This is a genomic window from Streptomyces sp. NPDC048269 (genome assembly GCF_040652395.1).
GTDB lineage: Bacteria > Actinomycetota > Actinomycetes > Streptomycetales > Streptomycetaceae > Streptomyces.
In genome coordinates, this window is record NZ_JBEZLW010000035.1 from 30725 (window position 1) to 51634 (window position 20910).

A 20910-nucleotide genomic window follows, 5' to 3' on the forward strand; every position below is an offset into this window, starting at 1 on the left:
CCCTCCCACCGCACCACGACTGCGACAAGGAAAGACCTCTCACCGTGACCGCATCGCGCGTACTCGTCCTCAACTCCGGCTCCTCGTCGGTCAAGTACCAGCTCCTCGACATGGCGGACCGCTCGCGGCTCGCCGTCGGTCTCGTCGAGCGCATCGGGGAGGAAACCTCCCGGCTGGTGCACGAGCCGCTGGCCGGGCCGGGCGCCGCGGGCGGCAAGCGGGAGACGGCCGGCCGGATCGCCGACCACGGGGCGGCGCTCCAGGCCGTCGCCGCGGAGCTGGCCGCCGACGGAATGGGCCTGGACTCCCCCGAACTGGCCGCGGTGGGGCACCGGGTGGTACACGGCGGGACGAGGTTCACGCAGCCGACCGTCATCGACGACGAGGTGCTGGCGGAGATCCGCAACCTGATCCCGCTGGCGCCGCTGCACAACCCGGCGAACGTGACGGGCATCGAGGTGGCGCGCGAGCTGCGCGGGGACATCCCGCAGGTGGCCGTCTTCGACACGGCCTTCCACTCCACGATGCCGGAGTACGTGGCGCGGTACGCGATCGACGCCGCGACGGCCGAGAAGTACGCCATCCGGCGGTACGGCTTCCACGGCACCTCCCACGCCTACGTCTCCCGGGCGACGGCCGCGCTGCTGGGCCGCCCGGTGGAGGACGTGAACGTGATCGTGCTGCACCTGGGCAACGGCGCCTCGGCCTCGGCCGTCCGCGGCGGGGTGTGCGTGGAGACCTCCATGGGCCTGACCCCGCTGGAGGGTCTGGTCATGGGTACCCGTTCGGGCGATCTGGATCCGGCGGTCGTCTTCCACCTGGCGCGGGTGGGCGGCCTCTCGGTGGATGAGATCGATTCGCTCCTGAACAAGAAGAGCGGTCTGCTGGGCATGTGCGGCGACAACGACATGCGCGAAGTGCTGCGGCGAGCGGGCCAGGGCGACGAGGCGGCGAGCACCGCCTTCGCGGCGTACGTCCACCGTCTGAAGAAGTACATCGGCGCCTACTCGGCGGTGCTCGGCCGGGTGGACGCGGTCGCGTTCACGGCCGGGGTCGGCGAGAACGCCCATCAGGTCCGGGAAGCTGCGGTGGACGGCCTGGCCGAGCTGGGCCTGGCGCTCGACCTGGAGGCCAACGCGGTGCGCTCGTCCGCGCCGCGGCTGGTCTCGGCGGACAACGCCCGGGTGGCCGTCGCCGTGGTCCCGACGGATGAGGAACTGGAGATCGCCACCCAGGCGTACGCGCTGGTTACCCGTTAGTCACTTGGACTTTCCACCAGACGGAATATTCCGCTACGAAACAAACCGATAGGATCCGCTCCATGCGCCGTTCCAAAATCGTCTGCACGCTGGGCCCCGCCGTCGACTCGTATGAGCAGCTGAAAGCGCTCATCGAGGCAGGTATGAACGTGGCCCGATTCAACTTCAGCCACGGATCCCAGGCAGAACACCAGGAGCGGTACGACCGCGTCCGGAAGGTCTCCGAGGACACCGGGCGCGCCGTCGGCGTCCTCGCCGATCTCCAAGGCCCGAAGATCCGTCTGGAGACCTTCGCCGAGGGTCCCGTCGAGCTGGTGCGCGGTGACGAGTTCACCATCACCACCGACGACGTCCCCGGTGACAAGTCCATCTGCGGCACCACCTACAAGGGCCTGCCCGGCGACGTCTCCAAGGGCGACCAGATCCTGATCAACGACGGCAACGTCGAGCTCCGGGTGACCGAGGTCGAGGGCCCCCAGGTCAGGACCATCGTCATCGAGGGCGGTGTCATCTCGGACCACAAGGGCATCAACCTGCCGGGTGCCGCCGTCAACGTCCCCGCCCTGTCGGAGAAGGACGTCGACGACCTCCGTTTCGCCCTGCGGATGGGCTGCGACATGGTCGCCCTGTCCTTCGTCCGGGACGCCAACGACGTCAAGGACGTCCACAAGGTCATGGACGAGGAGGGCCGCCGGGTCCCCGTCATCGCCAAGGTGGAGAAGCCGCAGGCCGTCGAGAACATGGCGGCCGTCGTCGCCGCCTTCGACGCCGTGATGGTGGCCCGTGGCGACCTGGCCGTCGAGTACCCGCTCGAAAAGGTCCCGATGGTCCAGAAGCGGCTCATCGAGATGTGCCGCCGCAACGCCAAGCCGGTGATCGTCGCGACCCAGATGATGGAGTCGATGATCACCAACTCCCGCCCGACCCGCGCGGAGGCGTCCGACGTCGCCAACGCGATCCTCGACGGCGCGGACGCGGTCATGCTGTCCGCCGAGTCCTCGGTGGGCGCCTACCCGATCGAGACCGTCAAGACGATGTCGAAGATCGTCACGGCGGCCGAGGAGGAGCTCCTCTCCAAGGGCCTCCAGCCGCTGGTCCCCGGCAAGAAGCCGCGTACCCAGGGCGGCTCCGTCGCCCGCGCGGCCTGCGAGATCTCGGAGTTCCTCGACGGCAAGGCGCTCATCGCCTTCACCCAGTCCGGTGACACGGCCCGCCGCCTGTCGCGCTACCGCGCCACGCAGCCGATCCTGGCCTTCACCACGGACGCGAACACCCGCAACCAGCTCTCGCTGAGCTGGGGCGTCGAGTCGTACGTCGTCCCGCACGTGGACAACACCGACGCGATGGTCGACCTGGTGGACGGCGAGCTGCTCAAGCTGGGCCGCTACAACGAGGGCGACACCGTGGTCATCACCGCCGGCTCGCCCCCCGGCGTCCCGGGCACCACCAACATGGTCCGGGTCCACCACCTGGGCGGCGCCGCCCGCGACTGACGTCGCACCCGCCGCTTGAACTCTGCCGCACAGAGACCGAGGGCGGCACCCCGGATCCACGAAGGATCCGGGGTGCCGCCCTCGGTGCGCGGAGGAGTCGGGTCAGTCCGCCGGATCCGGTCCGACGTCGATCCCTGGAGGAGAGGTCCGACTCCAGCACGCGGAGCGCGTCCTCCAGGAGGGTGGGGGCGTAAGAACCACCGCCCCATCCCGCGACGGCCGCCACGATCTCCAGCGGCGTCGTGCCGGAACTCCATCCCGCATCGAACATCCTGGTGAGACCGCTGAGGCCGAAGTCGATCCAGATCTGCCGCCGAGCGTCCCTCGTGGAGTCACTCACTCGGGAAGGCCGAGTAGACCATGTACTACCCCTTGCGCGGCGGCGGTTGCCCCAAAGCGGTGGCCCGCCCCTCGGAGCGAGGGGCGGGCCACCGCAGGTGCAGCCGGTTCACCTGGCTTGACGCGGTTATTCCGGCGGGCCCATGTAGTTCTTCAGGCCCGGGACCGTCAGGGTGCCGCCGAACTGGCCGGCCTGGACGACCTTCACGTCCGTGAAGAAGGCGAACGGGACGTTCAGCGGCGGCGGGCTGTTCGGGGTGAACTCGATCGGGATCAGGCCGAAGAGGTTGCCCTTGAGGCTCTCGGTGTACATCGTCACCGTGCCGCCGCGGATCTTGGAGGTGGAGCCCGGACGCGACTTCAGGTGGGCGATGGTCCCCTCCTTGCCGACCGTCTGGTAGAGGTCCTTGATGTCCAGCGAGTCCGCGGTGAACTTCAGGACCTTCTTGGTCTTGCCGCCGGCCGTCTTCACCTCGACGATGCCGTGGTAGTCCAGGCCGTAGAGGGTCAGCAGGGAGCTGTCCAGGTACCAGGGCTCGTCCGGCAGGAGCGGGACGCCCTGCTCCAGCTCGGCGTCGGCCAGTGCCTTGGCGTCGTAGGTCGGGCAGGGGAAGGGTTCCTTCCCGTCCGCGTCCTTCGTCTCCTCCGACTTGGACTTGTCCTCGTCGGCCTTGTCCTCGCCCGTCTCGTCCTTCGGGGTCTTGGCGGTGTCCTTGACCTCGTCGGACAGCTCCTTGACGTCGACACCGGCGTTCTTCGCCGCGTCGCGGATCGCGTCCGCCGCCGGGTCCGGAGTCGGGGCCGGGGCAGGCTTCTGCGGAGCGGTCGTGGAAGGCGCGGGCGTCGGGGTCACCGGCGTCTTCGCGTCCTTGAGGGGGTTGCCGAGCTCGTCGACCAGGCCCTTGAGCGCGTCGCCGAGACCCAGCGGGTCCAGCGGGTTCGTGGTCTTGGTCGGCGACGGAGTGGTGGACGGCGTCGCCTTCGGCGCCGGGGCGTCGCCCTGCTTGTCCGACGCGGGCTTGGTCGCCGACGGGGACGGAGAGGTGCTCGGCTTCGGCTTCGCGGCACCCGACGCGGACGGCGAGGGGCTCGCGCTGGGCGAGGCACTCGGCGAAGGCGAGGTGGAAGGCGTCGGGGACGCCGACTCGGCGGGCTCGTCGGACCGCGTCACACACGGCCCGGGTGCGAAGGGGATGTCCTTCTCGTCGGCCACGGCCAGCTTCGGCGCCATGCCCATCCCGACGAACACGGCCGTCGGCATCGCCGCCAGCGCCATCGTCTTGCCGACGGGTATCTGGAGCTTGTTCAGCAGCGACTTCCTGGGTGCCGCGTGCCGCGGCCCCTTGCTCTCACGGGACTCCGCGCCTGGGGCCACGCCCGGCTGCGTCTCGTCACCCCGCACTGTTCCTCCCGCCATCGGCGTGGGCAGTCGTCTCGCTCGCGTATGCCGTTTCCGTCTCGCGGGGTCCGGGGATGCCGTGGGGGCCCGCCGTCGACTCCGCCTTGCCCATGTCCACCGCGGTCGGACTCCGGTCGGCCGGGGCCCCTTCCACCGGCTGACCGGGGGCCCAGGCCAGCGCGAGGGCGCCGCCGAGCATGGAGCAGATGAACCCCATGAAGAAGCCGCCGAGGTTGGACACCGGCAGCGAGACCAGGGCCAGCAGGATCGCGGCGACACCGGCGAAGACTCGGATGGCCTGCTGGAACCAGAGGGCCAGGCCCAGCGTGATCAGCAGTACGCCGATGATCAGCGCGCCGGCGCCACCCGTGGTGGCCATCGCCAGACTGACGTTGCCCAGCCGGAGGTCCGCGTACGGGAAGTACGCGATCGGGAAGCCGCCGAGGAGCGTGAACAGCCCGGCCCAGAATGGACGGCGACCGCGCCAGGCGTAGAAGCGGTAGTACACCGCCGTGAGCCAGGCGTCGTCTTCGGCGCGAACGTAAACCGGGGCCTGGGGGTTCATGGACAACAGCTCCCTGGAAACGGTGGTACTTGAGAACTCTGTGGAGCCCGGACGGGCGGGCGGCGACACGTTCGTCACCCGCCCGGCCGGTCACGCATCAGGACGGATCAGTCCTTGATGTCCTGGTAGCACGGCTGGTCGCCACCCATCAGGCGCAGCTTGAGGTCGGGCAGCCGGAAGGTGCCCGCCGTCGTCGCCCACGCCTTCTGACGCACGTTCGTCAGCACGGCCTTGTCGGCGCGCTGCGAGAACGCGTACGGGCTGGCGACCGTGCCGGCCTGCGGCTTGGTCTTGTGGCTCGCGTCACCGACCGCAACGCCGATGTCGAGGTTCTTGAACTCGGCATCGGTGTCGAGCTCGGCAACATCCAGGTAGATGTTGTCGGCGACGGCCGGCTTGCCCTTGTGGCCGGTGCGCAGCTGCAGCGTGATGTTGCCCAGCGGCGTCGGGGTCACCAGCGACTGGCACATGTTGGTGATCTCGGCGTGGCTGAACCCGGAGATGGTGACCGGGTGGTGCTGCGCGTTGCCCTTGAGGTCGTGACCCTCGGCAATGCCGCCGTACTGGATGAGGTTGTCACCGTCGAGCTTGTCGGCCGAGACCTTGAAGTCCTGGCCGGAGACGCTGAAGGACGCCGCGAGGGCACCCTGCGCCAGACCCACACCGACCGCGGCCGTGGCCGCGATGCTCGGCACCATGACGAGCGCGAAGCGCTTCCATCTGGTCCCGCCACGAACCTGAGAACTCATTTCGTTCCTCCTTCTCGGACGTACATCTCCGGTCCGGGCCGTGCCCGTCCTGGGATGGGAGAAGTGCTACGTCCTCGGGAAGGAGCGCAGGCGGCCCGGCCGCGGCTGTGCCACGTCCCGTACACCGGCGATCACCCCCGAGCGACAACCACTGGGCCACGCGTTCGCGCAACCTGGAGGACAGGCCCTGCCGTGCGGCAGAGACCCCCCTGTCCCACGGCCGGTACCGCTGGCACCGGCCGGCTCGGTGGGGACCCTCCACCGCGGCTCCGGATGAGCGGCTCTGCGGGAAGGACCGAGCGTCGCCGATCGTGGTCCATTCCCGGCCGGGGCACAAGGGGGGTCGTTACTGGCGGGTAACGGCCAGATAACCGGGGTACTGCCAGCTGTTGTCGGGCAGCAACACAGGGTGTTACCGAGGGCCACGACAAACGGAGGAAATATGAACACACCGGACAGTTCACGGGGTTCGGCTTACTGCGAGTAACAGCGGCCGCAATTGCCAAGTTTTGGCAAAGTGCGGCCGCTGTTCATCTACGTGTCAACAAATCGCCGGGGGTCCGCCGACCTGCGCGGCGCCTGGCGGCGCCGCATTCCGGCAGGCCCTAGAACAGCACGCGCGCCAGCGCCGTACGCGCCGCCGACACCCGCGGGTCGTCCGCGCCGATGACCTCGAACAGCTCCAGCAGGCGCAGCCGTACGGCGTCCCGGTCCTCACCGAACGTCACGCGCACGGTGTCCACCAGGCGCCCGAAGGCGTCCTCCACGTGCCCGCCGACCAGGTCGAGGTCGGCCGCGGCGATCTGCGCCGCCGGGTCGCGCGGGTTCTCGGCGGCCGCGGTGCGCACGGCCTGCGGGTCCATGTCCTGGACCCGGACGAGGAGTTCCGTCTGGGCCAGGCCCAGCTTGGCCTCGGTGTTGCCCGGGTCGTCGGACAGCACGTTCTTGTACGCCTGCACCGCGCCGCCCAGGTCCCCGGCGTCAAGCGCAGCGACGGCCGCCTCCAGCAGGGCGTCGTACGGACCGGCCGGGAACTCGGCCGCGGCGGCGGGGGCCGCGCCCTCGGCGTTCGGGTCCACCTCGATGCCGATGATCCCGAAGCGCTCCTCGGCGACCTGGACCAGCTGGGCGAGGGTCTCGCGGATCTGCTGCTCGGGAGCCACGCCCTGGAACAGCGGCAGCACCTGGCCGGCGACCACGGCGAAGACGGCCGGAATGCCCTGGATGCCGAACTGCTGCATCAGCATCTGGTTGGCTTCCACGTCGACCTTGGCCAGAACGAGGCGGCCGTTCGCCTCGACGGTCAGGCGCTCCAGGAGCGGGCTGAGCTGCTTGCACGGCTCGCACCACTCGGCCCAGAAGTCCAGGACGACCGGGACCTCGGCGGAGAGCTGGAGCACATCGCGTTCAAAGCCGGCCTCGTCTACGTCGAGCACGAGGGCCGACGGGGGCACGGCGCCGGCGGCCGGGCCGGCCCCGCCGCCCTGTGCGGCCTGCCGTGCCGCTTCGGCGCGGGCCTGCTCGGCCTTGGCCTTGGCCTCGCCGGCCGCCTTCACCGCGGCGAGGTCGACGACGCCGCTCATGGACATGTTTCTGGGCTGCATGCGTACATCCTCCCCCGTGTGCGCGCGCCGACGAAAAAGATCGCGAGAATTGCCTCGTCGCGACCGTCAAACCGGGCGGCGCCGGGTCCCCACCTGGCGCCAGTAGCTCTTCGCGTGGTTGTCGCTCTTTCGCTACGAGTCGTAGCGTAACTGCTCCGGGCCCCGCGGCGCGCGGTGATCTGAAGCACAGCGGCCCGTTCGCCTACCGACGGGTATGGTCTCGGCCATGCGCAACCCCAGCCCTGGCCGGACCGGCCGCCCCCGCAGCGCCGCCGCGGACGCCGCCATCCTCGCCGCGACGCGGGACGCGCTGGTGGAGCTGGGCTGGTCGAAGCTGACGATGGGCGACGTCTCGGCCCGGGCCGGCGTGGCCAAGACCACGCTCTACCGGCGCTGGGCGGGCAAGAACGAGCTGGTCGTGGACGCGGTCGCGGAGCTCTTCGACTCTCTCGAACTCCCGGACCGGGGCTCCCTCGAAGCCGACATAGAGAACGTGGTCCTGCAGTTCGCGGCGCTGCTGCGGCGCCCGGAGGCCCGTACGGCCCTGATGGCGGTGGTCGCGGAGTCCACCCGGGACGAAGCCCTGCGTGACCGGATCCGGTCGGCCATCGTGGACCGGCAGAAACGTCTCGTCGTACTGGGACGCGAGCGGGCCCAGGCCCGCGGGGAACTCCCGTACGAGGAGGACGAGTCCCTGGCGGGCCGCACCACCGACCTGATCTTCGACGTGATCGCGGGCACGGTGGTGCACCGCGCGCTGGTGAGCTCCGAACCGGTGGACGAACTCTGGGTGTCCACCTTCACGGCACTGCTGATGCACGGCCTGCAGGGCCCGGCCCCGACCTGACCGGTTCTGCCTGCCCGTACCGCCTTCAGAAGGTCCAGGCCCCCGAGCGGCGCCGGGATTCCCGGACCTGCTCCGCCAGCGCGGCCGCCCGGGGGTTGTCCCCCGGCCAGGGCCGCCGGCGGCCCGGCCAGCTCGCCCAGCGCAGCGCGTCCGCCTCCTCCGCCGGTCGCAGCCCGGCCGCGACGAGGGCGCCCCGGGCCACATGCGCCCCAGCCGTCCGGTAGCCGATGTCACGGGCGTCCGGCCAGTAGACACCGCCGTCGGTGATCAGGACGGCGGCCGCGACCCCGTCCAGCCCCACCTCTATGCCGTCGCGCACCGCCGCGAGGAACTCGGCGGGCAGCCGCTCTTCCGGGGCCAGGTTCAGGATCTCGGTCCCTTCCGGCCCCGGCGGCTCGAAGTCGGCCACGACGTAGGCGTAGTGGCCGCCGCAGCCGCCCCTGTTCATCACCACGCGCGCGCTGACGCCCCGTACGGGCACGGAAAGGCCGGTCATGCAGCCCACGGTACGGGCGCCATGACCGGCCGTTCCAGCGGATGGGAGGTCAGAAGCCCGGCGGCTCGGTGTAGGTGCCCCACTCCTCGCGGAGCACGTTGCAGATCTCGCCCAGCGTGGCCTCGGCCCGCACCGCGTCCAGCATGGCCGGGATCATGTTCGACCCGTCCCGGGCGGCGTCCAGCATCGCGGCCAGCGCGCCGGACACCTTGGCGTCGTCGCGCCGGCCCTTGCGCTCGGCCAGCTCCCGGACCTGTACCTTCTCCACCTCGTGGCTGACGCGCAGGATCTCCAGGTCCCCGGTGACCGACCCGTGGTGGACGTTGACGCCGACGACCCGCTTGTCGCCCTTCTCCAGCGCCCGCTGGTACTGGAAGGCCGACTCGGCGATCTCCCCGGTGAACCAGCCGTCCTCGATGCCGCGCAGGATGCCCGAGGTGATCGGCCCGATGGGGTGCTGCCCGTCGGGGTGGGCGCGCAGCCCGCGCTCCCTGATCTGCTCGAAGATCTTCTCGGCGTCCGCCTCGATGCGGTCGGTGAGCTGCTCGACGTACCAGGAACCGCCCAGCGGGTCGGCCACGTTGGCGACGCCGGTCTCCTCCATCAGCACCTGCTGGGTGCGCAGGGCGATCTCGGCGGCCTGCTCGCTGGGCAGCGCGAGGGTCTCGTCGAGGGCGTTGGTGTGGAGGGAGTTCGTACCGCCGAGGACGGCCGCGAGGGCCTCGACGGCGGTGCGCACGACGTTGTTGTACGGCTGCTGGGCGGTGAGGGAGACGCCGGCGGTCTGCGTGTGGAAGCGCAGCCACATGGACTTCTCGCTCTTCGCTCCGTAGACCTCCTTCATCCAACGGGCCCAGATCCGGCGCGCGGCACGGAACTTGGCGATCTCCTCGAAGAAGTCGAGGTGCGCGTCGAAGAAGAAGGAGAGGCCGGGCGCGAAGTGGTCCACGTCCATGCCGCGCGAGAGCCCGAGTTCCACGTAGCCGAATCCGTCGGCGAGGGTGTACGCGAGCTCCTGCGCGGCCGTGGCTCCGGCCTCGCGGATGTGGTAGCCGGAGACGGACAGCGGCTTGTAGGCCGGGATGCCCTTCGCGCAGTACTCCATGAGGTCGCCGATGAGGCGCAGGTGCGGCTCGGGTTCGAAGAGCCACTCCTTCTGGGCGATGTACTCCTTGAAGATGTCGGTCTGGAGCGTGCCGTTGAGGAGGGCCGGGTCCACGCCCTGGCGCTCGGCGGCGACCAGGTACATGCAGAAGGCGGGCACGGCGGGGCCCGAGATGGTCATCGAGGTGGTGACGTCGCCGAGCGGGATGTCCTTGAAGAGGACCTCCATGTCGGCGGCGGAGTCGATGGCGACGCCGCAGTGGCCGACCTCGCCGAGGGCGCGGGGGTCGTCGGAGTCACGCCCCATGAGGGTGGGCATGTCGAAGGCGACCGAGAGCCCGCCGCCGCCGGCGGCCAGGATCATCTTGTAGCGCTCGTTGGTCTGCTCGGCGTTCCCGAACCCGGCGAACTGCCGGATGGTCCAGGTCCGGCCGCGGTAGCCGGTCGCGTGCAGGCCTCGGGTGTACGGGTACTCGCCCGGCCACCCGATGCGCTCGAATCCCTCGTACGCGTCGCCGGGCCGGGGCCCGTAGACCGGATCGACGGCATCGCCGGAGAGCGTGGTGAAGTCGGCCTCGCGCTTGCGGGCCTTGTCGTAACGGGCCTGCCAGCGAAGGCGGCCTTCCTCGATGGCGTCTGCGTCCATACCCATCAATTTACTAGGACGTCCTAGTAAATGTCGATGGCAACCCCCGGGGAGATGCCCCGGGGGCGGCGAGGATCAGGCCTCGGAGGTCGCGAGCCCGTCGCTGACCAGGGGCTCGACCTCGGCGCGGACCTTGCGCTCGACGAAGAACGCGGCCAGCGGGATCGTGCCCGACGCCAGGACCCAGAGGAGCTTGCCGAACGGCCACCGCGCCTTGGAGCCCAGGTCGAAGGCGAAGACCAGGTAGACCATGAAGAGGACACCGTGGGCCTGCGAGACCGCGAAGGTCAGGTCGGCGCCGGTGTCGAAGCCGTACTTCGCCACCATGCAGGCACAGAGGATCAGGAGCATGACCGCGGTCACGTAGGCCATGAGGCGGTAGCGGGTCAGCACGCTTCGTTTCATGCGGACGAGCCTAACCGTCCGTTTTGAGCGATCTTTACCCGGGCTTACTTCTCCTCGAAGTCCGCGGCGGCGACCCGCAGCGGGCGCAGCAGCGCGAAGATCTCCGCGCACTCCTCCGCGTCGTACGCGCGGAGGCCGAAGTCGATCGCCATCAGGTCCCGGGTGGCGGCCTCGACGACCTCGCGGCCCTTGTCCGTGATGGAGGCGAGGGTGCCGCGGCCGTCGTTCGGGTTGGGCCGCTTGTCGACGAGCCCCGACCGCACCAGCCGGTCCACGGTGTTCGTCACCGACGTCGGGTGCACCATCAGCCGCTCGCCGATCTTCGACATCGGCAGTTCGCCGGCCTTGGAGAAGGTGAGCAGCACCAGAGCCTCGTACCGCGCGAAGGTCAGACCGTACGGCTTGACCACCGCGTCGACCTCGCCGAGCAGGATCTGGTGCGCCCGCATGATCGAGGTGATGGCGGCCATCGAGGGCACCGGCCCCCAGCGCTGCCGCCAGAGTTCGTCGGCGCGGGCGATGGGATCGAAGGGAAGGCTGAGCGGCTTGGGCACGGACCAGACCCTACCGGGCGGTCATTTGGCGGCGAGTCCCGTCTCACTCCTCGGCCGCTCGGACTCCGCGGCGCGGGCGCAGGCGCGGAGTTCGGCGAGCAGCAGCAGGACGACGGCCGTGCCGAGGATCCCGGAGGCGGTGACGACCTGGTGCACGGGCAGGAACTCGGCGGCGAGGCCGGCCAGGGCCATGCCAACGCCCTGGAGGGCCATCACACCGGTGCTGAGCAGGGTCATCGCGCGGCCGCGCAGGTCCTCGGGGACGGCGTCGAGGTACCACTGGTCGAGGCCGAGGGTGTAGGCGTTGGCCAGCCCGGCGAGCAGCAGCGCGGTGAGTGCCAGCGGTACGCCGGGCCGCGCGGCGTACAGCAGGAGCGGCAGCAGTCCGGCAGCCACGAGCGGGGCCGTGATCCGGGAACGCGTTCGGGCGGTGAGTGCGGAGCCGGCCCAGAGTTCACCGGCGATGGTGCCGACGGGCAGCGCGCACATCAGCAGCCCGAGCACCGCGGTTCCCGCGCCGATGCCGGCGGCGTACGGAGCGAGGAGAGCCTCCGGTACGACGGCGAAGACGGGCGGCAGCCAGAACAGCAGGGTGAGCACCCTGATCCGGCGGTCCCCGAGGACGGCGCGCATCCCGCCGCGCGAGGACTCGCGGGAGCCCCCGCGGGCGGGGCGGCTGCGGGTGCCGAGGCCCAGCAGGAGCGCGGAGCCCAGGAATCCGGCGGCGGTCAGGGCGATGGCCCCGCGCGGTGCGAGGACGGTGAGCAGCAGCCCGCCGAGACCGAAGCCGATGAGCTGGGAGCTCTGGGCCACCATGCGCAGCAGCGAGCGGCCGAGGACGAAGGCGTCGCCGGTGCCGAGGATGTCGGCGAGGGAGGCGGCGCGGGCGCCCTGGAACAGCGGTGCCACGAAGGCGGTCGCGCAGCGCAGTACGAGGAGCAGCGCGACGGGGGTGCCCGGCAGGGCCATGGCGGCGGCGCAGGCCGCGCAGACGAGGTCGCAGCCGACGAGGACCCGCCGGGCGGGGTGCCGGTCGGCGATCCCGGCGAGCAGGGTGCCGCCGAGGGCGTAGGGGAGGAAGCCGAGGGCGAAGGTGAGGGCGCTCATCAGCGGCGAGCCGGTGGCGCGGTAGACGAGGACGGTGAGGGATATCTCGGCGACGACCACGCCGAGCACGGAGAGCAGGTGTGCGGCGAAGACGGGGCGGAATTCCCTGATCCGGAAGACGGCCCGGTAGCCGGTGGAAGTGGGGCTGGGGGTTGCCGTTGCCATGTCCGGCAGCTTCGCCGCGGCTACCGTGGGACCGGTAGAGATTCGTCCCAGCGCGAATCCGGCATGAATCCGGCACGAATCCGGTACGGATCTTCGGCCGACGCGGAGGGGACGGGGAGGGCCGCGATGGGATTCCACTACCGGTTCGGGCCCGGCGACCTGCTGCGGTGCCGCTTCGCCGTGTCTCCGCGCTGGGAGACGCAGGAGGCGGTCCGGACCCTCCTCCGGCCGGCCCGGCAGGCCTACCACCTGCCGTGGCTGCGTCAGGTCCGGGCGGCCGCCGAGGGGCTGGACCTGCGTCCGCTGTGGCTGCTGATGCCGCGGGCCGGGCACCATCCGGACTTCCTCAGCCCGTCGCCGCTCGGACCCTCCGTCACCTTCGAGGAGGAGCTGGTGCGGGTGCGCGCCGCCGACCCGGAGGCGGCGCGGGAGGACCTGAGGCTCTCCCTGGTGTGCACCCCGGGCGCCCTGGAGAGCGACATCGGGCAGCGCATGCTCGCGGATCCGGCGCGGGCGGTAAGGGAGTTGGCCGATCTCACCGCGCGGGCCTGGGAGGCGCTGGTCGCCCCCCACTGGCCGCGGCTGCGCGGACTGCTGGAGGCGGACATCGTCTTCCACTCGCGGCGCCTCGCGGCGGGCGGGCTGGAAGCGCTGTTCGACGGGCTCCATCCGGACCTGCGGTGGTACGAGGAGACGGCGACGCTGACCATCGAACGGCCCGCGCACCACGACCGCGCGCTGGAAGGGCAGGGGCTGCTGCTGATGCCGAGCGCCTTCGTCTGGCCGGAGGTGGTCGGCGGCTACGACCCGCCGTGGCAGCCGACGCTCGTGTACCCGGCGCGGGGCGTCGGCGCGTTGTGGACCGCTTCGACGGGGCCGACCCCGCAGGCGCTGGCCCGCCTGCTGGGCCGGGCCCGGGCGGACGTGCTGTGCGCTCTGCACGAGCCGGCCTCCACCACGGCCCTGGCCCATCGGCTCGGGCTGGCCCCGTCCACCGTCTCGGCGCACCTGAGCGTCCTGCAAGGGGCGGGCCTGCTCGTCTCCGCCCGCCACGGCCATCAGGTCCTCTACGAGCGGACCCCGCTGGCCATCGCCCTCACCACGGGCGACGCGTCGCCCTGACCCGCACACGGTGCCGTACGGCGCCAACAGCGTGCCGTACGGCGGCAAAAGGCGGACCCCGGCCCCCGTTCCATCTCAGTCGCGGGCGCCGCGCCGCAGGCCGTGCCGGACGGCGCGCTGGCTCAGCGGCCCGAGACCCTCCAGCGCCTGGGCGAGCACGGCGAGCTGCTCCAGGGCGTCGAGCGCCCGGCCGGCGCCCTGCGGGTCCACGCCCTCGTACAGCTCGATGCCGACGAAGGAGGCGGCGGCGGCCCGGGCCAGTCCCGCCGGGTCGGTGAACCCGGAGAGGGGGGTCGCCGCGAGCAGCCGGGCGAGCACCGTCTCCAGCTCCTCGATCCACAGCGCGAGCCCGGCGGCGGTGGCCGCGGCGAGCGCGGGCGAGGTCTGCCCTGCGGCCAGCAGCTGCCCGAGCACGGCGACCTGTCCGGCGGCCCGCTCCTCGGCGTGCATCCGGCGGCCGAATTCCAGCAGTCCGGCGAGGCTGCTCAGCTCCGCGAGCCGGTCGCGGTAGACCGCCACGCGCCGCTCGGCGCCGAACCGGCAGGCTGCGGCAAGCAGTTCGTCGACGGAGCCGAAGTGGTAGAAGATCAGCCCCTGCCCCACGCCGGCGGTGGCCGCGATGGTCCGGGCGGAGGTCTTGGCGATGCCCTGCTCGACCAGGGTGCGCAGGGCTCCTTCGAGGAGCTTCTCCTTGGTGGCGGCGCTCACGCCCGGGCCTCCTCGCGCACGGGCCGCAGGCCGGGCCGGACCCCGTGAGCGCGGGCGTCGACGTACTCCGCGGTGAAGGAGCCCTCGTAGCCGAAGAGCGGGCCGAAGCGCCGGTTGACCACCCGCACCCGGATCCGGAACCGGCCGGTGGCCTCGTCGAAGGACTCCCGCACCTCGGCGTCGCCGCCGATGAACTCGGGAACGCGGACGTCGACGGGGCCCTCGCGGAACCGGTGTTCGCCGGAGCGGATGAGCAGCGAGCCGTCGGACTCGGCGCGCATGTGGAGGTCGCTGGCGAGGTGCTGGTGCGTGCCCAGGTAGTCGAGGACGCAGTCCCGCTCGGGGCTGTGGACCATCGTGGCGTCGAAGCGGTGGGGCCCGCCGGGCAGCTGGAAGGTCCGCACGAAGGTGACGGTCTCGCGCCCGAAGGAGTCGAGGTACGGGAGGTTCTCAATGACGAACGGCACGTCCCGGCCCTCCCGGGGCACCAGGATGTTCCGCTTCCCGCCGATCCTCAGGAAGGGCTTCACGAAGCCCGGCCCGTGCCAGATCCGGTCCATGGTGCCGCGCCCCACGCACCCCTCCCCGCTCTCCAGCCCGACCGAGAACCGGCGCTGGATCTGCGGGTGCAGACGGTCGAAGTCGGCACCCATGTGCGCGCGGAAGATCGAGGTCATGAGTCCTCCAGGGTTCCATTTGAGCGACCGATCAAACCGCACCCTAGGTGAGTTTGAGCGATCGCTCAATAGCCCCCGGGGCCGGGACGGAGCCTGAGGCGCGGTCCGAGGCCGAGCCCTGCATGGGGCGCCGCACACGCAGAAGCGCCCCCGGCCGGCAGGCCGGGGGCGCTGAGCGAAGACGGCGGGGCGGGGCGCTCAGCCTCCGGCCAGGTGCCGCTCCACCGTCTCCACCTTCGACGTCATCCCGTCGCAGACGCCGGGGCGGATGTCGGCCTTCAGGATGAAGGAGACCCGCGGCGCGCGCGCCTCCACCGCGGCCACCGCGCGCCGGACCACGTCCATGACCTCGTCCCACTCACCTTCGACGGTGGTGAACATGGCGTCGGTGCGGTTGGGCAGCCCGGACTCGCGGACAACGCGGACCGCGTCGGCGACGTACTCCCCGACCTCTTCGCCGACACCCAGCGGGGTCACGGAGAACGCGACGATCACGCGTCGGCCGCCGCACGCGCGCGGGCCGCGATCACGCTGTCGGCCTCGTCCCGCTTGAGCAGCCGGTCGCCGTACAGGCCGCCGAACGGCAGCAGCGCCAGCACGAAGAACAGGGCGACCTTCTTGACCGGCCACTTCGCCTTGTTCCAGACATCCAGCAGGAAGAGCGCGTAGATGACGAAAAGGATCCCGTGGATGATGCCGAGCGGCATCATCAGGTAGTCGATGTCCGAGATCCGGCTCAGCAGCGAGCCGAAGATCAGCAGGGCCGGGAACGACAGCGCCTCCGGGACGGAGATGAGGCGCAGCCGGTGCAGGGCGGAGGCGGTCTTTATGTCCACGGGGAACCTTCGGGGTGGGTGCCAGGGCGTTCCAGTGTCTCAGCCGCTTTGCGGGATCTTGACCCCGGCCCCGCTCCGCGGACCCCGGAAACGCACCCGCAGGACGCCCGTTACCGCCCGGGTGTGGCGCATATCGGCCACGGGACCCTGTTCGCGCCCGCCCGCTGCCGATAACGTCATCCCGTGGCTCAGTTCCGACTCCAAGGCAGCAAGGTGCTCGCCGTCGACCTGACCGGGGATGCCGTGAAAGCGAAGAACGGCTCCATGGTCGCGTACGACGGTCAGATGGCCTTCAAGAAGATGACCGGCGGCGGCGAAGGCCTCCGCGGAATGGTGACCCGCCGGCTGACCGGCGAGCAGATGACCGTGATGGAAGTGCAGGGGCACGGCACCTGCTTCTTCGCCGACCGCGCGAGCGAGATCAATCTGGTCAGCCTGCGCGGCGAGAAGCTCTACGTCGAGTCCAGCAACCTGCTCTGCACCGACGCCGGTCTGCGCACCGGCACCACCTTCACCGGGCTGCGCGGTGCGACGACGGGCAACGGCCTGTTCACCACGACCGTCGAGGGCTCGGGCCAGGCGGCGATCATGTCCGACGGCCCGGCGGTGGTGCTGCGCGTGAGCGCCCAGTACCCGCTCTCCGTCGACCCGGGGGCGTACATCGCGCACACCGGCAACCTCCAGCAGTCCTTCCAGTCCGGCGTCAACTTCCGCACGCTGATCGGCGAGGGCTCCGGCGAGTCCTTCCAGATCCGCTTCGAGGGCGAGGGCCTGGTGTACGTGCAGCCCAGCGAGCGCAACACCATCGGGGGCGACATCTGATGCCGTTCCGCGAGATCAACTCGAAGATGGTCGAGGCCCAGGTGATTCCCGGGCAGCGGATGTACAGCCAGCGCGGCGCGATGCTCGCGTACCGCGGCGAGGTCTCCTTCACCCCGAGCCTGACCGGCGGTCAGGGCGGGGTGATGGGCATGATCGGGCGCCGGGTGGCGAACGAGCAGACCCCGCTGATGACGGTCGAGGGCAGCGGCACCGTGATGTTCGGCCACGGCGGCCACCACATCCAGGTGATCAACCTGACCGGCGAGACGCTCTACGTCGAGGCCGACCGGCTGCTGGCCTTCGACGGCACCCTCCAGCAGGGCACGATGTTCATGGGCTCGCAGGGCGGGGTCATGGGCATGGTCCGCGGCCAGGTGACCGGCCAGGGACTGTTCACGACCACCCTCAAGGGCCACGGCGCGGTCGCCGTGATGGCCCACGGCGGGGTCATCGAGCTCCCCATCACCCCTCAGCGCCCGGTCCACGTGGACCCGCAGGCGTACGTCGCCCACCACGGCGACGTCCGCAACAAGCTCTCCACCGCGCTCGGCTGGCGCGACATGGTGGGGCGCGGCTCGGGCGAGGCGTTCCAGCTGGAGCTGTCCGGCCAGGGCGCGGTGTACGTACAGGCGTCGGAGGAGAAGCTGTGAACTTTGGTCCCGTGGCGGGCGGACCCGGCGGCCCGACCGTCTTCGACCCGTACACCCTGCCCTCCGACGACAACGTGAACGCGTACACCTTCTGCGTCGAGCTCAAGGGGAGCCAGTGGTTCCTGCAGAAGGGCAAGATGATCTCGTACTACGGGAGCATCGAGTTCAACGGCATCGGCAACGGCCGCTTCGACCGGCTGCTGCGCACCAGCTTCCACTCGCCGCTGCACGCGAGCGACTGGGTGGTGGCCGAGGGCCAGGGCAAGATGCTGCTGGCCGACCGGGCCTTCGACGTGAACTCGTACGACCTGGAGAACGGGAACCTGACGATCCGGTCGGGCAACCTGCTCGCGTACCAGCCCTCCCTCGCCCTGAAACAGTCGATCGTCCCGGGCTTCCTGACGCTGATCGGAACCGGCAAGTTCGTGGCGGCGTCCAACGGACCGGTGGTGTTCATGGAGCCGCCGCTGCGCGTGGACCCGCAGGCGCTGGTGGGCTGGGCGGACTGCCCCTCGCCGTGCCACCACTACGACCACGGCTACATGTCGGGCGTGATGGGCGGGCTGCGCTCACTGACCGGCATCGGCGGCACCTCGGGCGAGGAGCACCAGTTCGAGTTCGTCGGGGCGGGTACGGTCCTGCTGCAGTCGTCGGAGATGCTGATGGCGGAGCAGGCGGTCGGCGCGGTCGGCGCCGGCGCGGCCACGGGCAACGCGCAGGGCGTCCCGGGGGCCGGGGCGGGCCAGGGTCCGCTGGGGCAGCTGGGCGTGCCGCGGATGCCGGGGCAGCTGGGTGATCTCCAGCGCCGATTCGGTCTGTGACCCCGCAGCCCGTGAACCCGTTCAGCCGCCCCATTTTTGTACGTAATTCAACTTCTTAGGTAGAGTTCACTCATGGAGACCATGGAGACCGAGACGGCCACGCGCTGGCTGACCGACGCCGAGCAGTGCGCCTGGCGCACCCACCTGGACGTCAGCAGACTGCTGATGCACCAGCTGGAAAAGGACCTCCAGCCCTTCGGTCTCACCAACAACGACTACGAGATCCTCGTGAACCTCTCGGAGTCGCCGGAACACCGGATGCGGATGAGCGATCTCGCGACCGCCACCCTGCAGTCCAAGAGCCGGCTGTCCCACCAGATCACGCGCATGGAGGCGGCGGGCCTGGTCCGCCGCGTGAACTGCGAGTCCGACCGCCGGGGTCTGTTCGCGGTGCTCACGGACGAGGGCATGGAGACGATGCGCAAGGTCGCCCCGCACCACGTGGCGTCCGTCCGCCGGCACTTCATCGACCTGCTGCCGCCCGAGGCCCTGGCGGCGCTGCGCGAATCGCTGAGCCCGGTGGCGGACCACCTGCGGGGCAACCGCGGCAAGGCCTGAGGGCCGGCCTCCGGGCGCTGCAGCCCCCGGGGTCGCGGCAAGGCCTGAGGGCCGGCCTCACGGCCCGGGATCGCCGCGCCCTCCGGGCCCCAGGCCGAGGTCGCCGCGCCCTCCTCGGTGATCGGCCGGACAATGGGCGGGAACACTCGCTGCCGGCCGCCCGCCGGGCAACCGCACGCGGTCCGGCCGGCCTGAGGAGGTCAGCCATGAAGCGCAATCTGTACGTCTCCGCAGCCGTATCCGTCGCCCTGATGGCGGGAGGCCCGGTGGCGGCCGCGGCAGCGGCATCCGCCGACACGGCGAGAACCGTCGCGGCGGCCACCGCCGCCCGGGGCGATGTCACCGCCGAGGGGGCGGCCGCGGCCGCCCTGAAGCACTACCCCGGCGTGGTCGAGTCCCTCGACAAGGACGGCTCCACCTGGCACGTGGACGTGGTCAGCAAGGACGGCAAGGGCCACGCCGAGCTGGAAGTGAACGCCGTCAGCGGCGCGGTCGCCACGCAGAACAAGGACACCGGCGAGGACAGCAGCGAGACCGCCGCCCTGCGCGCGGCCAAGGTCACCGCCGAGCAGGCCGCCAAGGCGGCTTTGGCGGCCCGCTCGGGACAGGTCTGGTCGGTCGAATGGGACGATGACGACAACGGCAAGGCCCCGTACTGGCACGTCGAGGGCAAGACGGCCGACGGCAAGACGTGGGACGCCTCCGTGGACGCCACGACCGCCAAGGTCACCTCGGGCTCAGACTCGGACGGCGACGAGGACGACAACGGCTGACCGCACATGCGGCAGGAGCCGCGCCCCTGTCAAGGGGCGCGGCTCCTGCCGTAGTGCTCGGGTACTGCTCAGGCGGTCGGTCAGGCGTTGGGACGCTTGCCGTGGTTCGCCTTCTTCTTCTTGCGTGCTCGCTTCTTGTTGCCGCGCTTGGCCATGAGCCACTCCCTGCATCGGGGTATTCCGGGCGTTCGCCAGTCTAGGGTCGACCGGCCGCGCCCGCAGGCTCATGCCTCCGTCAGCGTCTCCAGGAGGACGTCGGCGGCGGCGTACGGGTCCAGCTCGCCCCCGGCCACCCGGGCCGCCAGCGCTTCGAGCCGGGCGTTCCCGTGCAGATCGGCCATCCGGGCCCGCAGGGCCGTCACCGCGATCGTCTCCACCTCGCACGCGGCCCGCGCCGTACGCCGCTCGGCCAGCACCCCCCGCTCGTCCATCCACGCGTGGTGCTTCTCCAGCGCCTCGACGAGTTCGTCGATGCCCTGCGCCCGCGCGGCGACGGTCTTGATGATCGGGGGACGCCAGTCCCCCGGCCCGCGGGACTCGCCCAGGCCCAGCATGTGGTTCAGCTCCCGGGCGGTGGCGTCGGCGCCGTCCCGGTCGGCCTTGTTCACCACGTACACATCGCCGATCTCCAGGATTCCCGCCTTCGCGGCCTGGATCCCGTCACCCATCCCGGGCGCCAGCAACACGACCGAGGTGTCCGCCTGAGCGGCGATCTCCACCTCCGACTGCCCGACCCCGACCGTCTCGACCAGGATCACCTCGCAGCCTGCCGCGTCCAGTACCCGGATCGCCTGCGGAGCCGCCCAGGCGAGACCGCCCAGGTGGCCGCGGGTGGCCATGGAGCGGATGTAGACCCCCGGGTCGGAGGCGTGGTCCGACATCCGCACCCGGTCGCCGAGCAGTGCCCCGCCGGAGAACGGCGAGGACGGGTCGACGGCGAGCACGCCGACCCGCTTCCCGGCCTTCCGGTACGCCGACACGAGCGCCGAGGTCGAGGTCGACTTGCCCACGCCCGGCGACCCCGTCAGCCCCACCACGTACGCGTTGCCCGTGAGCGGGGCCAGCGCCGCCATCACCTCGCGCAACTGCGGGGACGCCCCCTCCACCAGCGAGATCAGCCGGGCCACCGCTCTCGGCCGGCCCTCACGGGCCTGGGCCACCAGCTGGGGGACGTCCACCGCCGTCATACGTGCTGCGCTCCTCGGGTTCTC

General features: G+C 71.1%; 23 protein-coding genes. 9 read left to right on the top strand and 14 right to left on the bottom strand.

Features of this window, described 5'->3' with window-relative positions; translation table 11 throughout:
- Nucleotides 1–44 precede the first annotated feature (44 nt).
- On the top strand, nucleotides 45–1259 hold the full coding sequence (locus AB0D48_RS28355; RefSeq protein WP_362402897.1) for an acetate kinase: 1215 nt from the start codon (nucleotides 45–47) through the stop codon (nucleotides 1257–1259).
- A gap of 62 nt (nucleotides 1260–1321) precedes the next feature.
- Nucleotides 1322–2752, top strand: a complete 1431-nt coding sequence (gene pyk / locus AB0D48_RS28360; RefSeq protein WP_362402900.1) for a pyruvate kinase — start codon at nucleotides 1322–1324, stop codon at nucleotides 2750–2752.
- Between the two features lie 466 nt (nucleotides 2753–3218).
- Here pyk and AB0D48_RS28365 read toward each other — a convergent pair whose 3' ends face one another.
- From AB0D48_RS28365 to AB0D48_RS28380, 4 genes are all read right to left on the bottom strand, one after another.
- Entirely contained in the window at nucleotides 3219–4493 is a 1275-nt protein-coding gene (locus tag AB0D48_RS28365) for a hypothetical protein (protein ID WP_362402903.1), read from the bottom strand.
- Complete coding sequence (locus AB0D48_RS28370; protein WP_362402906.1) at nucleotides 4483–5055, bottom strand: DUF6114 domain-containing protein; 573 nt, start codon at nucleotides 5053–5055, stop codon at nucleotides 4483–4485. Before AB0D48_RS28370 ends, AB0D48_RS28365 begins: the two co-directional genes overlap by 11 nt.
- Nucleotides 5056–5162: 107 nt before the next feature.
- The gene (locus tag AB0D48_RS28375; RefSeq protein ID WP_362402909.1) at nucleotides 5163–5804 is read right to left on the bottom strand and encodes a DUF6230 family protein; all 642 of its coding nucleotides are present in this window, start codon (nucleotides 5802–5804) and stop codon (nucleotides 5163–5165) included.
- A 605-nt stretch (nucleotides 5805–6409) separates the two neighbouring features.
- Complete coding sequence (locus AB0D48_RS28380; RefSeq protein WP_362402912.1) at nucleotides 6410–7408, bottom strand: tetratricopeptide repeat protein; 999 nt, start codon at nucleotides 7406–7408, stop codon at nucleotides 6410–6412.
- A gap of 226 nt (nucleotides 7409–7634) precedes the next feature.
- Here AB0D48_RS28380 and AB0D48_RS28385 point away from each other — a divergent pair, with 226 nt between their 5' ends.
- Entirely contained in the window at nucleotides 7635–8255 is a 621-nt protein-coding gene (locus tag AB0D48_RS28385; RefSeq protein ID WP_362402914.1) for a TetR/AcrR family transcriptional regulator, read from the top strand.
- A gap of 25 nt (nucleotides 8256–8280) precedes the next feature.
- Here the strand turns inward: AB0D48_RS28385 and AB0D48_RS28390 are convergent, their stop codons facing one another.
- The 5 genes from AB0D48_RS28390 to AB0D48_RS28410 form a co-directional block, all read right to left on the bottom strand.
- Nucleotides 8281–8751, bottom strand: a complete 471-nt coding sequence (locus tag AB0D48_RS28390) for a hypothetical protein (RefSeq protein WP_362402917.1) — start codon at nucleotides 8749–8751, stop codon at nucleotides 8281–8283.
- A 49-nt stretch (nucleotides 8752–8800) separates the two neighbouring features.
- Nucleotides 8801–10501: a methylmalonyl-CoA mutase family protein gene (locus AB0D48_RS28395; RefSeq protein ID WP_362402920.1), complete on the bottom strand. Its 1701-nt coding sequence runs from the start codon at nucleotides 10499–10501 to the stop codon at nucleotides 8801–8803.
- A 75-nt stretch (nucleotides 10502–10576) separates the two neighbouring features.
- A complete protein-coding gene (locus AB0D48_RS28400; RefSeq protein ID WP_362402923.1) occupies nucleotides 10577–10906 on the bottom strand; it encodes a DUF3817 domain-containing protein in 330 nt (109 codons plus the stop codon).
- Between the two features lie 44 nt (nucleotides 10907–10950).
- On the bottom strand, nucleotides 10951–11460 hold the full coding sequence (locus AB0D48_RS28405; protein ID WP_362402926.1) for a MarR family transcriptional regulator: 510 nt from the start codon (nucleotides 11458–11460) through the stop codon (nucleotides 10951–10953).
- 21 nt (nucleotides 11461–11481) lie between these two features.
- Nucleotides 11482–12732: an MFS transporter gene (locus AB0D48_RS28410; protein ID WP_362402930.1), complete on the bottom strand. Its 1251-nt coding sequence runs from the start codon at nucleotides 12730–12732 to the stop codon at nucleotides 11482–11484.
- Between the two features lie 126 nt (nucleotides 12733–12858).
- Between AB0D48_RS28410 and AB0D48_RS28415 the strand changes: the two genes are divergently transcribed.
- Nucleotides 12859–13854, top strand: coding sequence for a DUF5937 family protein (locus tag AB0D48_RS28415; protein WP_362402932.1), 996 nt, complete (start codon nucleotides 12859–12861; stop codon nucleotides 13852–13854).
- A gap of 75 nt (nucleotides 13855–13929) precedes the next feature.
- Here AB0D48_RS28415 and AB0D48_RS28420 read toward each other — a convergent pair whose 3' ends face one another.
- From AB0D48_RS28420 to AB0D48_RS28435, 4 genes are all read right to left on the bottom strand, one after another.
- Nucleotides 13930–14562 (bottom strand): helix-turn-helix domain-containing protein, encoded by a 633-nt coding sequence (locus tag AB0D48_RS28420; protein WP_362402935.1) that lies wholly within the window; start codon nucleotides 14560–14562, stop codon nucleotides 13930–13932.
- Nucleotides 14559–15239: a DUF4166 domain-containing protein gene (locus AB0D48_RS28425; protein WP_362402938.1), complete on the bottom strand. Its 681-nt coding sequence runs from the start codon at nucleotides 15237–15239 to the stop codon at nucleotides 14559–14561. The genes AB0D48_RS28420 and AB0D48_RS28425 overlap by 4 nt, the downstream gene beginning before the upstream one ends.
- A 198-nt stretch (nucleotides 15240–15437) precedes the next feature.
- Complete coding sequence (locus tag AB0D48_RS28430) at nucleotides 15438–15734, bottom strand: MTH1187 family thiamine-binding protein (RefSeq protein ID WP_362402941.1); 297 nt, start codon at nucleotides 15732–15734, stop codon at nucleotides 15438–15440.
- Nucleotides 15731–16075 carry a DUF3817 domain-containing protein gene (locus AB0D48_RS28435; protein WP_362402944.1) on the bottom strand — a complete coding sequence of 115 codons (345 nt, stop codon included), beginning with the start codon at nucleotides 16073–16075 and terminating at the stop codon, nucleotides 15731–15733. The genes AB0D48_RS28430 and AB0D48_RS28435 overlap by 4 nt, the downstream gene beginning before the upstream one ends.
- 183 nt (nucleotides 16076–16258) lie before the next feature.
- Between AB0D48_RS28435 and AB0D48_RS28440 the strand changes: the two genes are divergently transcribed.
- From AB0D48_RS28440 to AB0D48_RS28460, 5 genes are all read left to right on the top strand, one after another.
- On the top strand, nucleotides 16259–16897 hold the full coding sequence (locus AB0D48_RS28440; protein ID WP_215020524.1) for an AIM24 family protein: 639 nt from the start codon (nucleotides 16259–16261) through the stop codon (nucleotides 16895–16897).
- Complete coding sequence (locus tag AB0D48_RS28445; RefSeq protein WP_362402948.1) at nucleotides 16897–17547, top strand: AIM24 family protein; 651 nt, start codon at nucleotides 16897–16899, stop codon at nucleotides 17545–17547. Before AB0D48_RS28440 ends, AB0D48_RS28445 begins: the two co-directional genes overlap by 1 nt.
- 11 nt (nucleotides 17548–17558) lie before the next feature.
- On the top strand, nucleotides 17559–18368 hold the full coding sequence (locus AB0D48_RS28450) for an AIM24 family protein (protein WP_362402979.1): 810 nt from the start codon (nucleotides 17559–17561) through the stop codon (nucleotides 18366–18368).
- Between the two features lie 81 nt (nucleotides 18369–18449).
- On the top strand, nucleotides 18450–18926 hold the full coding sequence (locus AB0D48_RS28455; protein WP_362402982.1) for a MarR family transcriptional regulator: 477 nt from the start codon (nucleotides 18450–18452) through the stop codon (nucleotides 18924–18926).
- A gap of 206 nt (nucleotides 18927–19132) precedes the next feature.
- Nucleotides 19133–19699, top strand: coding sequence for a PepSY domain-containing protein (locus AB0D48_RS28460; protein ID WP_362402951.1), 567 nt, complete (start codon nucleotides 19133–19135; stop codon nucleotides 19697–19699).
- A 224-nt stretch (nucleotides 19700–19923) separates the two neighbouring features.
- On the opposite strand, the gene meaB is transcribed toward AB0D48_RS28460, so the two are convergent.
- Complete coding sequence (gene meaB, locus AB0D48_RS28465; protein WP_362402954.1) at nucleotides 19924–20886, bottom strand: methylmalonyl Co-A mutase-associated GTPase MeaB; 963 nt, start codon at nucleotides 20884–20886, stop codon at nucleotides 19924–19926.
- Nucleotides 20887–20910 lie beyond the last annotated feature (24 nt).

Excerpts from the sequence above, each read along its gene's own strand:
- pyk (WP_362402900.1), top strand. The coding sequence starts at position 1,322 with ATGCGCCGTTCCAAAATCGTCTGCACGCTGGGCCCCGCCGTCGACTCG.
- AB0D48_RS28370 (WP_362402906.1), bottom strand. The coding sequence starts at position 5,055 with ATGAACCCCCAGGCCCCGGTTTACGTTCGCGCCGAAGACGACGCCTGG.
- AB0D48_RS28375 (WP_362402909.1), bottom strand. The coding sequence starts at position 5,804 with ATGAGTTCTCAGGTTCGTGGCGGGACCAGATGGAAGCGCTTCGCGCTC.
- AB0D48_RS28380 (WP_362402912.1), bottom strand. The coding sequence starts at position 7,408 with ATGCAGCCCAGAAACATGTCCATGAGCGGCGTCGTCGACCTCGCCGCG.
- AB0D48_RS28385 (WP_362402914.1), top strand. The coding sequence starts at position 7,635 with ATGCGCAACCCCAGCCCTGGCCGGACCGGCCGCCCCCGCAGCGCCGCC.
- AB0D48_RS28390 (WP_362402917.1), bottom strand. The coding sequence starts at position 8,751 with ATGACCGGCCTTTCCGTGCCCGTACGGGGCGTCAGCGCGCGCGTGGTG.
- AB0D48_RS28395 (WP_362402920.1), bottom strand. The coding sequence starts at position 10,501 with ATGGACGCAGACGCCATCGAGGAAGGCCGCCTTCGCTGGCAGGCCCGT.
- AB0D48_RS28400 (WP_362402923.1), bottom strand. The coding sequence starts at position 10,906 with ATGAAACGAAGCGTGCTGACCCGCTACCGCCTCATGGCCTACGTGACC.
- AB0D48_RS28410 (WP_362402930.1), bottom strand. The coding sequence starts at position 12,732 with ATGGCAACGGCAACCCCCAGCCCCACTTCCACCGGCTACCGGGCCGTC.
- AB0D48_RS28415 (WP_362402932.1), top strand. The coding sequence starts at position 12,859 with ATGGGATTCCACTACCGGTTCGGGCCCGGCGACCTGCTGCGGTGCCGC.
- AB0D48_RS28425 (WP_362402938.1), bottom strand. The coding sequence starts at position 15,239 with ATGACCTCGATCTTCCGCGCGCACATGGGTGCCGACTTCGACCGTCTG.
- AB0D48_RS28445 (WP_362402948.1), top strand. The coding sequence starts at position 16,897 with ATGCCGTTCCGCGAGATCAACTCGAAGATGGTCGAGGCCCAGGTGATT.
- AB0D48_RS28455 (WP_362402982.1), top strand. The coding sequence starts at position 18,450 with ATGGAGACCGAGACGGCCACGCGCTGGCTGACCGACGCCGAGCAGTGC.
- AB0D48_RS28460 (WP_362402951.1), top strand. The coding sequence starts at position 19,133 with ATGAAGCGCAATCTGTACGTCTCCGCAGCCGTATCCGTCGCCCTGATG.
- meaB (WP_362402954.1), bottom strand. The coding sequence starts at position 20,886 with ATGACGGCGGTGGACGTCCCCCAGCTGGTGGCCCAGGCCCGTGAGGGC.